This is a genomic window from Clostridium sp. UMB9555A (assembly GCF_030222355.1).
GTDB lineage: Bacteria > Bacillota > Clostridia > Clostridiales > Clostridiaceae > Sarcina > Sarcina perfringens.
Map to the genome: position 1 here is coordinate 666,066 of NZ_JASORQ010000001.1, position 13,555 is coordinate 679,620.

A 13,555-nucleotide genomic window follows, 5' to 3' on the forward strand; every position below is an offset into this window, starting at 1 on the left:
ATATAATTTATTATCAATTTTTTGTATAATGTAGTAAAATAATATAATGGATATCTTATTGGTATAAAACGATTCATTTAATAATGAATGGAGGAAATATTATGAAAGTTGGATTAGTTTTATCAGGTGGGGGAGGAAAAGGTGCATATGAACTAGGGGTTTGGAAAGCTTTAGTTGAAATGAAATTGGACAAGTACATAGAAGTTATATCAGGAACTTCTATTGGTGCATTTAATGCTGCCCTATTTGCTCAAGGGGATATGGACAATGCTCAAGCCTTATGGGATGAAGTTACTATGGAGAAGTTAGTTCCTATGACTAAAATGGATTTGTTAAAAAAAGGGGTAGCTTTAGCCTTAGGAGTAAAAAGTATTAATTTTGTTAAAAAACATATGTCAGATAGATTAGAAAATGGTGATTTTCCTAAAGATGGGGCTTATGAAGTTGTAAATAAATTTATAGATATAAATAAGGTGAAAGAATCAGGAAAAATTTGTTATGCTGCCTGTACAGAGTTACCAGACTGTAAGGTTAAATATTTTAAAATTAATGATTATGATGAAGAGGTAGGAAGAGAGATAATAATGGCTTCAGCATCACTTCCTTTAATATATGATAGTTCAGAGGTAGATGGTAAAAAATATTTAGATGGAGGAATGGTGGATAATACACCAATTCAACCAGTTTATGGAGAAGGTTGTGATTTAATTATTGTAGTACATTTATCTAAAGAGGGAACTGTAGATAGAAGCCTTTATCCAAATGCTCAGATAATAGAAATAGTACCTAAGAGTTTAGATGATAGCATGATAAATGGAACATTAAATTTAGATATAGATGCAAAAAGATTAAGAGCACAGCAAGGTTATGAGGATACTATGAATCTTATGAGACCTATAATAAGTTTAGCAAAAACTAGCTTTGAATTTGAAATGAATGAAAAAAACCCAATATTATATAGGTTGTTTAATAGTTTTAAGGAATTTAAAGAAAAATGTTCTAAAAGACACTATAGTTAAAAAGCTATGGTGTTTTTTTATTTATAAAATAAAAATTAGAGAAAAAGGTTATTATAAGAAATAAAAGATTTTTAATGGAAAAATAAAATATATTAATTAATAGAGATTTTCAAGTGTTTAGAAATATGGAGAAAAGAAAAGTAATTTTGAAAAAATGAAAGAAATATATATAATACTCCCTTTGACTATATAAGGAATTTCTTATATATTTATAATAAAGCCTAGAATTCCTATAAGAATTAAGGTGATTAATAAGTATTATACTATTTTTATCAATTAATATAATTTTGAAGAAAAAATAGTTAGTTCATAAATAATACATAAGTAGATGTTTTATTATAAATGGTTAAATAGAACTGGTTAGTATGGATAAGAGAATTCCAGGAGGAGAGAAATGGTGAATTTAGATGAATGTTTATTAAAGATTATAAAAGATGAAAGTTTAGAAGATTACTTTATAAAGGCTAATTTTGGTTTGGAAAAAGAAAATGTTAGGGTTACAGAAAGGGGAAACTTAGCTTTAACACCTCATCCAAAGGCCTTTGGAGATAGAGAAAAGAATCCATATATAAAAACAGATTTTTCTGAGAGTCAGTTAGAAATGGTAACACCTGTCTGTAATACTTTAGAGGAAGTTTATAGTTTTATATGTAATTTAAATAAGGTTGTATCTTTAGAGATTATGAAAAATGGAGAGTTTTTATGGCCACAGAGTAATCCTCCTATATTACCAAGGGAAGATGAGATTCCAATTGCTAAGCTTTCTAATAGGACAGATGAATTATATAGAGAAAATCTTAGTTATAAATACGGCAAAAAGAAACAAGTAATAAGTGGAATACATTATAATTTTTCATTTAAAGAGGAATTTATTAAGTTACTTTATAAAGAGCTTAAAGTGGAAAAGGATTTTAGAGAATTTAAAGATGATATTTACCTTAGAATGGCTAGAAACTTTCAAAAATATCATTGGTTATTAATATACTTAACTGGAGCAAGTCCTGTTTTCCATGAAAGTTATATAGATGAGATTAAAAAAGAGGGTGAAAAATTAGGAGAGGATTCTTATTATATAAAAGATGATACTTCTTTAAGAAATAGTTCTTATGGATATAAAAATAAAAGGGACTATTATGTTTCATATAATAGTATAGAAGAATATGCTAGTGACATAAAGAATTTAGTTAATGATAAGGAAATACAAAGTATAAAAGAATATTATAATCCTATAAGGTTAAAATCATTAGGAAGCGAAGATATGCTTGAAAGCTTGCTTAATAAGGGGATTGATTACTTAGAGGTAAGACTTTTAGACTTAGATCCTTTAAGTATTCAAGGAGTGAGTAAAGAAACACTTTATCTAGTGCACTTATTTATGATTTATACTTTATTAAAAGAGAACAAGGAAATAACATATAAAGATCAAGAAGAATTTTTCAAAAATCATGATATGATTGCTTTAAAGGGTAGAAATGAAGAGGCTGTTATATATGAAAATGGAGTTCCTGTTTTATTAAAAGACAAAGGAAGAGAAATACTAAGTGAAATGGGTGAAATTGTAGAGATCTTATTTTCAAATAATGAGGAATTTAAAAATGTTATCAAAAGAGCATTAGAAAAAATTAATAATCCTCATGATACAATTTCAGAAAAACTTATTAAGGATATAAAAGAAGAGGGATATATTAATTTCCATATGAGATTAGCTAAGGAGTACTTAAATAACTTTAAAAATAAAGAATTTAATTTAGTTGGTTATGAAGATTTAGAATTATCAACACAAATATTAATATTAGATGCTATTAAAAGAGGAATAGAGTTTAATATGATGGATAGATTAGAGAACTTTATTTCTCTTAGTGATGGAGAAAAGGTTGAATATGTTAAACAAGCAACAAAAACTTCTAAGGATTCATATATAACTGCCTTAATAATGGAAAATAAATTAGTTACTAAGGACATTCTTAGGGAAAATAATATAAGGGTTCCTAAGGGTAAAGATTATGACAATATAGATGAGGCAAAGAAAGATTTTAGATTATTTAAGGGTGAAAAAATAGTTATAAAACCTAAGTCTACTAATTTTGGTTTAGGAATTAGTATATTTCCTGGAGAATATTCAAGGGAAGACTATGATAAAGCTGTTGAAATAGCTTTTAGAGAGGATAGTTCAATCCTTATAGAAGAGTTTATGACAGGAAAGGAATATAGATTTCTTGTAATAGGGGAAGAGGTAGTAGGAATACTTCATAGAGAACCTGCCAATGTAATTGGTAATGGAGAAAGTACCATAGAAGAACTTGTTTCTGAAAAGAATAAAGATCCATTAAGAGGAAAGGGATATAAGACTCCTTTAGAAAAAATAAAATTAGGAGAGATAGAAGAAATGTTTTTGAAAAATCAAGGACTAAGCTTTAAGTATATCCCTAAAAATGGAGAAAAAATCTATTTAAGAGAAAACTCTAATATAAGCACAGGAGGAGACAGCATAGACTTTACTGACAAAATACATCCTAGTTATAAAGAGGTGGCATTAAAGTCTGCTAAGGCTGTTAAAGCCCTTATATGCGGAGTAGATATGGTAATAGATAATATAGAGGAAGAGACAAAAGAAAAAAATCATGGCATAATAGAATTGAATTTTAACCCAGCAATACATATTCATTGTTTCCCTTATAAAGGAGAGAATAGAAAAGCTGGTGAAAAGATATTAGATTTATTGTTTAATTAAATTAGATATAAAACTTGTAGAATTAAGATAATATTAAATAAAAAGTAGATATATAAAATAAGATTTTAAGGGCTGTATTAAAATATAAAAGGTTATTTTAATACACGCCCTTATTAAGTGTTTAAATACTTTATTTTAATTTATATCTTATTACTTTCATAAATATCTATTATTTCATTAAATAGGTCTACATCCTCAATTGAATTATATAGATCACCATCTTTTATATTGTAGACATACTCAAGCACAAATTGTTCACCACTTAAAACTTCTTTAATTATTCTAAAACGCTTGTCCATATCTAACATTTCCACTTCACAAAGAATTTCAAGAGGTTCATTTTCATTAGTTTCATTATTGTATTGTTGTTTTATAAAGTTTTTAAATACTATAAGATTAGTATTTTCTTTATCACAATAATTAACTTTTCCAGTTTTGTTACATGATAAACATGGGTTAAAGCCACATTCTCTTATGCATTTTACACACATGCATTTAGAACATACAAATATTTTATCAAGAGAATCTTTATAAGTTTTTTTGAAATCTTCACATTCTTTTATAATTTCATTTTCTTTAGATTTATTTAAAAATGACAGGAAAGATTTTTTCCCTGGAAGTTCTCTAGATAACTTATCTAATAAATCATTATATTTTTTCAATATTTTAATGTTTTTATAGTATGCTCTTTCCTTTAAAGTAGAATCTTCGCTTAAATCTTCAATATCATCTAAAACAAAAATTAGCTCACTGTAAAGATTACCATAAGTATTTTTTTCTTTATCTAAAAATTCCTTTGCATTCATTTGCTATACTCCTTTACCATATAAATAATATATATATTTATGATATCATATATTATCAAATAATTATGAATTTAGGCTATTAAAATATACAAAATTTAATAATTAATTTATAATGATGATATATAATACATTTAAGGAGGGGAAGAGGTGAAAAAACATAAGAGGTTTGGTCAGTTAGTCCTATTTTTTATAGCTTTTTTCTTTTTAGTTGGATGTTTTAATATTTCTCCAATTAAAAAAGTTAAGGCAGAAACCTTTGGTATAGAAAATACTATTGCTAAAGGTGGAAGATCCTCAGGTGGGGGCTCTAGAAGTAGCTCAAGGAGTTCAGGAAGTTCTTCTAGAAGTTCAAGTAAGAGTAGTTCTTATAATTCTAGTAAAAAGTATTCTAAGCCTAGTAGTTCATCTAGTGAAAATAAAAAAAGCCAAGGAAATAGTAATTATTCCACTACGGATAAGTTTAATAAACCTTCATCAGGAAGTAATTCAAGCTCTGATAAAGTAGAAAGTGGAAAAGATTCTAGTAACTCAGATAAAGGTAGTACACAGGGAAATAATAATTATTCAACTACAGATAAGTTTAATAGCAAAGCCCCTAATAATCAAGAAGGAAGTTCTAAAGAAAATAATAAGTATGAAAATAATGATAAATCCAGTGGTAGTTCAAATAAAAGCTATAGAAGTAGCAATTCAGGAGGATTTAGCTTTTTTGATATGCTTATGTTAAATAATATACTTAATATGTTTGGAAATATGTTTAGTTTTATGTTCATAAGAAGACCTTTTATAGGTATTGGAACTATTTTATTAATAGCTTTAATAATATTTGCAATTAGAAAAAGAAGATAATTAAAATTAATAATTATGACATGAATTTGTAAAAAAGAGAGAGTATAATAAATCTAAATAAAAATTCGGTAAAGGTGGTAATAAAATGGGAATATTTAATAGAATATCAAATATGATTAAGGCTAAGACTAACTCAGCTTTAGATGAAATGGAGAATCCAGTAGAATTATTAGATCAAAAAATAAGAGATATGGAGAAATCTTTTAATGAAGCTAAAAGATCATCAGCTCAAATTTTTGGTAACTTAAAAGATACTGAAAAGAAAATGAATGAAGCTAAGGAAGAGTCAGCTCAGTATGATGAAAAAGTAAGATTAGCAATGAGTAAAGGAAATGAAGAGTTAGCTAAGAAAGCTTTAAAACTTAAATTAGACAGTGACAAGAAATTTGAGTCTTTAAAGGCAAGCTATGAAGGACAAAGAGCGAAAGCTGATGTTTTAAAAGCAAAATTAGTGGAATTAGAAAAAGAATTAGATAAAACAAGAAGTTATAGAGATGAAGCAGTAGCTAGACTTAATAATGCTGAAGCTTCAAAACAAATAAATGAAGTTATTGCAAATGTTCAAAGTAAGAGTAATTCAATTAATATTGATGATATAGAAAGAAGTATTTCAAGAAAAGAGAGTTATGCTGCTGGACTAGAAGAATTAAAAGGTGAAAGCTTAGATGATGAATTTGCTAAATTAGAAGAATTAAGTTTAGACGATGAATTAAATAAGTATAGAACACAAAATACACAAGAAGATAAAACTTCAGATTCAGAGGTAGATTTAGAATTAGAGAAATATAAAAATAAATAATATGAATTTAAAAGGGTTATACTAAAATAGCTCGTAAATAAAACTTATAAATATTCTCTTCCCAATATTTATAAGTTTTTTATTTTAGAAGATAACTTTATAAGTCTTTAGAAAAATATTATATAGAATTTATAACAAATAGAATTTTAAGTTATAACATAACTACTTTTATTTAAGGGCTGTATATTAAAGTATTAAATCTTGATTAAAAAAGAAAGTCTATATAAAATTTAATTTAGAAAGGGGAGAATTAAATGAATTATAAATTAGTTTGTATAGATATGGACGGTACGCTTTTAGATTCTCATCATAAAGTTAGTGAAAGAAATAAAGAGGCTTTAAAGAAAGCCATTGAAAAAGGAGTACATATTGCTATATCAACAGGAAGGGTTTTTCCGTCAGCTAGGATATATGGGAATATAATAGGAGTAAATGCACCATTAATCTGTTCAAATGGTTCATATATAAAGGATAAAAATACTGATGAGGTAATATTTAAATCTACACTAGACAGGGAAACTTACTTTAAAATATGTGATATTATAAACAAATATAAGTTTTTAGCTTATGTAGACTCTACAGATGGACTAATAGCAGATACAGATATTCCAGAGGATGATAGTCATAGGCTTATGAATAGCTGGGTAGATGAGGAAGAAAAAATAAAATTTTATAAATATGATGACTTAAGAGATGCTTATGATGAACATGAAGATGATATATTAAAGTTCATAATAATAAAAAAAGAAGAGGGTCCTAATATAGAAGAAGCAAAGGATGAATTTGAAGCTTTAGAAGGAGTAGATTTAGTTTATGCTTCTTGGGGTGGATGTATAGAGATCATGAAAAAAGGAACTTCAAAGGGAAGTGCAGTTAAAGCCCTTGCAGATAAATTAGGAATAAGCCTAAAAGAGGTAATATGCATTGGTGATAGTGGAAATGATGTATCTATGCTAGAAGAGGCAGGATTATCTGTAGTAATGGGAAATGCACCAGACTTTATTAAGGAATATGGAGATTATATAACAGATACAAATGAAAATGAAGGCGTTGCTAAGGCTATAGAGAAATTTATATTAGAGTAATAGAAATAAAGAGTTTAATAAAAAAGAAATTTAGTTTGACATATTGTCTTTAAAGTTATTAAATATGTTTAGAGATAATAATAAAATATAAATTGTTCATAGAAAGGAATGATTAAATGTTTAGTTTCACTTTTGATAAAAAAGAATATACTTTATCAGAGGATAAATTGCTTTATTTCTTTAATGAAGATGTTGAAGGTTTTGATATAGATAAGCTTTTTGAAATATTAAATAGTAGTGAGGGTGTTAGCTTTGGAAAAGCCTATTATGATGGCCCTTGTGAAGAATGTAAATTTGGATTAGAGGAAAAAAAGAAGAGCTTCCCATTTTTAGAGTTTAATATGTTTATTTATGCTAAGAATGGAAAGTTTGTAATAAGCAATATAGAAAAAGCTTATGAAGGTCTTACTTACAATAAATTATTAAGAGATAAAAAAGTAGACAAGAGCTATTTAGTTAATATAAATGTTTGTAAAAATTGTGGGAACTTCGCAGTTGAAGTTGAAGAACTTGAAGTATAATAAAAAAGTTTTTGGTATGTATTCTTATAACACAAAAAAAGAATACATACCTTTTTTGTTTTAGGAAAATTTAATTATATAGAAACAAATTAATAGCTTATATGACATAAATTTAAAGGGTTTAGATGATATAATTTAAAACATATTAGTAAAAATTTTAAGAAAGGGGAATAAAGAAATGAGTTTATTAAAGAAAGTTAGCAAAATAGCAATAGGAGTTACAATGGCATCTTTACTTTTAATAGGATGTGGAGGAACAGGTAAAAAGGCAAAGGAAAATATACCAGAGGATAAATTACCTGTAGCTACTATTGAAGTTAAGAATTTTGGAACTATAGAAGCAGAGTTATATCCAAACAAAGCTCCAAATACTGTTGATAACTTTATAAGCCTAGCTAATAGTGGATTTTATGATGGCTTAACTATCCATAGAATAGTTAAGGGATTTGTGCTTCAAGGTGGAGATCCAAAGGGAACGGGTACAGGTGGACCAGGATATATGATAAAGGGTGAATTTTCTTCTAATGGAGTAGAAAATGATATTAAGCATGAAGAGGGAATATTATCAATGGCAAGGTCTCAAAATCCTGATAGTGCAGGAAGTCAATTTTTTATTGTTACAAAAGAAGCACCACATTTAGATGGTCAATATGCAGCCTTTGGAAAAGTTACTAAGGGATTAGATGTGGTTCATGAAATAGAAAAGGTTTCAGTAGGTGCAAATGATAAACCAGTTGAGGATGTTGTTATAGAATCAATTAAGGTAGATACAAAGGGAATAGAGTATAAGGAGCCTGAAAAGGTTAAATAAAGGAATTTTAATTTATTAATTACCATATTTAAGATAAGTTTTAAATAGATTTATAATTTAAAACTTATCTTTTATAATATTGGAATTTAAAAAGTCTTAGTGTAAAATTAAAAATGAACATATGTTTGCATGGAGGCTTTATGAAAGAGAATAGAAAGATAATTCACATAGATATGGATGCTTTTTATGCATCCATTGAACAAAGAGATAATCCTAAGTATAAAGGAAAGCCATTGATTGTTGGAGGCGATCCAAATAGGAGAGGGGTAGTTGCAACTTGTTCTTATGAAGCAAGAAAATATGGAATACATTCAGCTATGCCCTCTTTAACTGCATATAAATTATGTCCTAAAGCTATTTTTATAAGACCTAGAATGGATGTTTATAAAAAAGTTTCTAGACAGGTTATGAATATATTAAATGAATACTCTAATCTTGTAGAGCCTTTGTCCTTAGATGAGGCTTTTGTTGACGTAAGTAAAAGCAAAAGGTGCAAAGGTTCTGCAACCTTAATGGCACTTGAAATAAAGGAGAGAATATTTAAAGAATTAGGTCTTACTGCTTCAGCAGGGGTTTCTTTTAATAAATTTTTAGCAAAGATGGCATCAGATTTTAGAAAACCAGATGGTATAACAGTAATAACAGAGGAGAATTCAAAGGATTTTATAAGAAATTTACCTATAGGAAAATTTTTTGGAGTTGGAAGAGTAACTAAAAATAAGCTAAATAATATAGGTGTATTTAAGGGAGAGGATTTACTTAAATTTTCTGAAGAAGAACTTATAGATATTTTTAGTGAAAGAGGCAAGATATTATACGAGTTTGCTAGGGGAATAGATAATAGGCCAGTAAATCCATACAGGATTAGAAAGTCTATAGGTAAAGAAATTACCTTAAGAGAAGACATAGAAGATATAGAAGAAATGATAGAGATTTTAGAGGGAATAGCAGAAAGAGTTAGTGAGAGCTTAGATTTATTGAATAAAAAAGGAAAAACTGTAACCTTAAAGGTGAAATTTAACGACTTTAAACATATAACAAGAAGTATTACTTTAGAACACTTTTTAAAAGAAAAGAAGGAAATAATGGAATGTGTAAAAGATCTTATAAGCGTAGTTGATTTTAAAAATAAAAAGGTCAGATTATTAGGAATAACAATATCATCTTTAGAAGAAAATATAATAACAGAAGAAAGTAAGCAGTTAAGCTTTGATGTTTAGACAATTTATTAACTAGATGAAAACAAATTTCGATAATATAGAAATTATTTAAATAAATAGTATAATTATACTTATGATTTATAAAAAATATTTATATTTAGTAAAGTTATTTGAAATGGAGAGGAATTAATGAACTACATACTTCTAATAATAGGGTTCCTTTTACTTATTAAAGGGGCAGATCTTTTTGTTGATGGTGCTTCAGGAATAGCTAAAAAGCTAGGAGTTCCAGCAGTTATAATTGGACTTACTATTGTATCTTTAGGAACTAGTGCTCCAGAGCTTGCTGTAAGTATATCAGCTTCACTAAAAGGTAGCAATGATATTACCATGGGAAATGTTTTAGGTTCAAATTTATTTAATCTTTTAGCAGCTTTAGGGTGTACAGCTATTGTGGCTCCTTTAGTCATAAAGAAGAACATAATAAAAAATGATTTTATAGTAAATTTAATTGCAACTTTTGTTTTATATATTTTTACTTTTACTGGACTAATAGGAAGTAAAAACTCTTTATCTAGAATAGATGGAGGAATATTAGTCTTAATGTGCATAACTTATATAATATATTTAATATATACAGTTAAGAGAAGCAATAAAAAAGAAGATGAAGTAGCAGTAACTGCAGAGTTTGAAGATTTTGAAGAGCAAAATATAAAGTCACCTAATAGCACAGTTAAAAATATAATTTTATCAATAGTTGGAGTTATAGGAATAATATTAGGTGGAAAAATAGTTGTTGATTCAGCTTCTGCAATTGCCTTAGGGTTAGGACTGAGTGAAAAATTAGTTGGCCTTACAATTGTAGCAATAGGTACTTCTCTTCCAGAACTTGTTACTTCTTTAGTTGCGGCTAAAAAGGGTGAAAATGACATAGCTCTTGGAAATATATTAGGATCTAATACCTTTAACATATTATTAATATTAGGTTTATCCTCCTTAATAAGTCCTATAACAATAGCTGCAAGCTTATCAATAGATTTAATATTCCTTATAATTGTTATTCTCATAATAGGTGCTTTAATTTTCTTAAATAAGAAAAAGGAAAAAGTACTTACTAGATATGAAGGGATATTTCTTTTAGTTCTTTATATTGGATATACAGTATATATAATAATGAGAAATTAATTTTTTATAACTGTCTTAAATTAAGACAGTTATTTTTTTATAAAATTATGTTAAATAGAGAGAAAGAATATTACTATTAGGTAAAATATATTGAAACTTTGGTAGTTTGGAAGATATACTTAAAATGAGAATTAACAGTGTTAATATGTAAGCGGGGGAGGAGAAAAATATAAATAGTTTAATAAATATTTTTAATCAGTATAGCGAGTTAGCTATATTTATAAGTTTGTTTATAAGTGTAATTATAGCATTACTTGGGGTAGTTCCATCTGTATTTGTTACAGGAGCCAATATAGTATTCTTCGGTCCTATAAATGGATTTTTAATTTCTTTATTAGGTGAAGTTATAGGGGGATGGATAAGCTTTAAAGTATATAGAAAAGGTATAAATAAATTTGCAGGAAATATTGAAGGAAAGTATGAATTAATAGATAAAATTGTAAATAGTGAAGGGAAAAGTGTTGGAATTTTAATTTTTGAAGGAAGATTAATACCATTTATTCCATCAGGATTAGTAACCTTAGCTGCTGCCATGAGTAAAGTTAATAGTTTTACATTTATAATAGCTACATTCTTAGGAAAAATACCTTCTATTTTATTAGAGGTTTTAGCCAGTTATGGAGTGATAATAGCTTCTCAAAAAAATTTAAAACTTGTTATTGGAGTTTTAAGTTTAATTTTATTTTTACTAACATTAAAGAAATTAAAGGATAAAACAAGCATAAAATGAGAAATTTATCATTAAAAACAAAAAAAGCTCAAATTTTTTGTAAAAAATGGGTTTTTATTATTGATTTAATATGAATTATATGATTTAATTTAAATGGATAAAGTTTTAATAATTTGTTAAAGCTTTACAGTTGGTTGAAGGAGTAAAATAATGATCGAAGCAGTGATTATAGCATTAATAATTGCAAAAATAAAAGGATATAGTTTAAAACCTTTCTTTAAAAGTTGGACAATCTATCCTATTTTGATTTTTGAAGCTATTTATATAGTCTTTCAAATGAGTATATTTATGGGTAACTATGATGTCATAAAATGGGCACCTTGGTTCAAAAGTATATATATGTACTTATTCTTAATACCTATATTTTGGTACAAGGAGTATGTAAGTGCTTTAATTGGATCGTTATTTATTTTAGCAGGAACTTTCTTAAATCATATTGTAATGGCTGCTAACGGTGGGGAAATGCCTGTTTTTCCAAGTTTATCTTATTTAACAGGATATCTTAAGCCGAATACTATTTCAAAGGTCAATGATATACATATGATAGGAACAAGTACAGTAAAATATAAGTATTTAAGTGACATAATAGATATAGGATATAGTGTTTTAAGTATTGGTGATATACTTATAAGAGTTTTTGTAGTTATAATAATATATGTTACAGTTAAAAAAACTAATGAGAAAAATGAATATAAGCAAAGAAATATATTTGCTTAGTGACAGCGGAGGAAGAATGTTAAAAGTAACTTTATTTGAAACTTTAGTAAGGGGAATACCAGAAGCTCTTACAATGATGTTAGCTATGTACTCTTTCGCTAATAAAAAGTTAGAAAAGAAGGAGTATTTAATCTCAAGTTTGATATTGGTATTAGTAGTTTATTTAATTAGATTATTACCTATAAATTATGGGATTCATACAATATTGAATATATTCGTTTTAATATTTTTAGCATTCAATGTTAATAAAATAGATTTAATAGTAAGTATAAAAGCATCAATATTAATATTAATGATTTTATTTTTATGTGAAGGTTTAAACTTACTATTTATAGAGAAATTCTTTAATGAAAATATTGATTATTTGTTTGAAAATGTATTTACTAAAACAATATTAGGTATTCCATCTACTATAATGTTTATGGTTATTGTTACTTATTATTATTTAATAGCATCAAAAAAAGGAAAGTTGAGATAAAATGATTGAGAATATATCGAAGTTAATAGCTGAAAAAGTTTCTAGTGAGTTAAATTATGATAATGAAAGAAAAGAAATTATTCAGTATGGAACTTATGCTTTAATACAAACATTAATATCAATAATTTCAGTACTTATACTGGGATTAGTCTTTAATATAGCTTTAGAAGCTTTGATATTTTTATTTACAGCAAGCATACTTAGAAAATACTCTGGAGGAGCACATTCAGAATCTTCTAATGTATGTACTTTATTAGGCATAATAATTTCAATATGTATTGGTTTTTTAATAAAAAGTAGTTTTTTTACAAAAATGAACTTTGAGCTTGTAGTGTTTATTGGAATATTTATTTTTGTTTTTGCATATTTTATAGTTTTTAAATTTGCTCCAGTAGATACACCAAATAAACCAATAAAAACCGAAAAGAAGAAAAGACGCATGAAAAAAGGATCTTTAAAGATTTTAACTATATATTTACTTATTGAACTATTAAGTATAATTTTATATTATAATTCAGGATGGAGTTTAGCTAAGCATGTTATGTTAAGCATAATCTTTGGAGTAGCATGGCAATGCATGACTCTAACCTACATAGGAAATATATTGTTAAGAACTATAGATTCTTTTACAAATAAATTATTATAAATTTTGAGGGGATGAGTT

The 13,555-nt window shown here is 26.7% G+C and carries 14 protein-coding genes; 13 read left to right on the top strand and 1 reads right to left on the bottom strand.

From position 1 onward, the window contains the following. The first annotated feature begins 101 nt into the window (after positions 1–101). Both QP548_RS03115 and gshAB read left to right on the top strand, forming a co-directional pair. Positions 102–1,019: a patatin-like phospholipase family protein gene (locus tag QP548_RS03115; protein ID WP_061428695.1), complete on the top strand. Its 918-nt coding sequence runs from the start codon at positions 102–104 to the stop codon at positions 1,017–1,019. Positions 1,020–1,413: 394 nt separating this feature from the next. Then, positions 1,414–3,750 carry a bifunctional glutamate--cysteine ligase GshA/glutathione synthetase GshB gene (gshAB, locus tag QP548_RS03120; RefSeq protein WP_061428693.1) on the top strand — a complete coding sequence of 779 codons (2,337 nt, stop codon included), beginning with the start codon at positions 1,414–1,416 and terminating at the stop codon, positions 3,748–3,750. A 140-nt stretch (positions 3,751–3,890) separates the two neighbouring features. Here the strand turns inward: gshAB and QP548_RS03125 are convergent, their stop codons facing one another. Next, entirely contained in the window at positions 3,891–4,556 is a 666-nt protein-coding gene (locus tag QP548_RS03125; protein WP_061428692.1) for a hypothetical protein, read from the bottom strand. 147 nt (positions 4,557–4,703) lie between these two features. Here QP548_RS03125 and QP548_RS03130 point away from each other — a divergent pair, with 147 nt between their 5' ends. The 11 genes from QP548_RS03130 to QP548_RS03180 all read left to right on the top strand — a co-directional run bounded on the left by QP548_RS03130 (position 4,704) and on the right by QP548_RS03180 (position 13,537). Then, the gene (locus tag QP548_RS03130; RefSeq protein WP_061428690.1) at positions 4,704–5,405 is read left to right on the top strand and encodes a hypothetical protein; all 702 of its coding nucleotides are present in this window, start codon (positions 4,704–4,706) and stop codon (positions 5,403–5,405) included. 85 nt (positions 5,406–5,490) lie between these two features. Further along, positions 5,491–6,204 (top strand): PspA/IM30 family protein, encoded by a 714-nt coding sequence (locus QP548_RS03135; protein WP_003455961.1) that lies wholly within the window; start codon positions 5,491–5,493, stop codon positions 6,202–6,204. A 254-nt stretch (positions 6,205–6,458) separates the two neighbouring features. Then, positions 6,459–7,289: a Cof-type HAD-IIB family hydrolase gene (locus tag QP548_RS03140; protein WP_061428687.1), complete on the top strand. Its 831-nt coding sequence runs from the start codon at positions 6,459–6,461 to the stop codon at positions 7,287–7,289. A gap of 116 nt (positions 7,290–7,405) precedes the next feature. Continuing rightward, positions 7,406–7,810, top strand: coding sequence for a DUF3785 family protein (locus QP548_RS03145; RefSeq protein WP_061428685.1), 405 nt, complete (start codon positions 7,406–7,408; stop codon positions 7,808–7,810). Positions 7,811–7,988: 178 nt separating this feature from the next. Beyond that, the gene (locus QP548_RS03150) at positions 7,989–8,621 is read left to right on the top strand and encodes a peptidylprolyl isomerase (protein ID WP_061428683.1); all 633 of its coding nucleotides are present in this window, start codon (positions 7,989–7,991) and stop codon (positions 8,619–8,621) included. Positions 8,622–8,761: 140 nt separating this feature from the next. Then, on the top strand, positions 8,762–9,841 hold the full coding sequence (gene dinB, locus QP548_RS03155; protein ID WP_061428681.1) for a DNA polymerase IV: 1,080 nt from the start codon (positions 8,762–8,764) through the stop codon (positions 9,839–9,841). 129 nt (positions 9,842–9,970) lie between these two features. Further along, positions 9,971–10,966 (top strand): calcium/sodium antiporter, encoded by a 996-nt coding sequence (locus QP548_RS03160; protein ID WP_061428679.1) that lies wholly within the window; start codon positions 9,971–9,973, stop codon positions 10,964–10,966. Positions 10,967–11,192: 226 nt separating this feature from the next. After that, complete coding sequence (locus QP548_RS03165; protein WP_081109955.1) at positions 11,193–11,696, top strand: TVP38/TMEM64 family protein; 504 nt, start codon at positions 11,193–11,195, stop codon at positions 11,694–11,696. A gap of 150 nt (positions 11,697–11,846) precedes the next feature. Next, complete coding sequence (locus tag QP548_RS03170) at positions 11,847–12,413, top strand: DUF5317 domain-containing protein (RefSeq protein ID WP_061428675.1); 567 nt, start codon at positions 11,847–11,849, stop codon at positions 12,411–12,413. Between the two features lie 16 nt (positions 12,414–12,429). Further along, on the top strand, positions 12,430–12,891 hold the full coding sequence (locus tag QP548_RS03175; RefSeq protein WP_061429446.1) for a hypothetical protein: 462 nt from the start codon (positions 12,430–12,432) through the stop codon (positions 12,889–12,891). Between the two features lies 1 nt (position 12,892). Beyond that, on the top strand, positions 12,893–13,537 hold the full coding sequence (locus QP548_RS03180) for an accessory gene regulator ArgB-like protein (protein ID WP_061428674.1): 645 nt from the start codon (positions 12,893–12,895) through the stop codon (positions 13,535–13,537). The last annotated feature ends 18 nt before the right edge of the window (positions 13,538–13,555 follow it).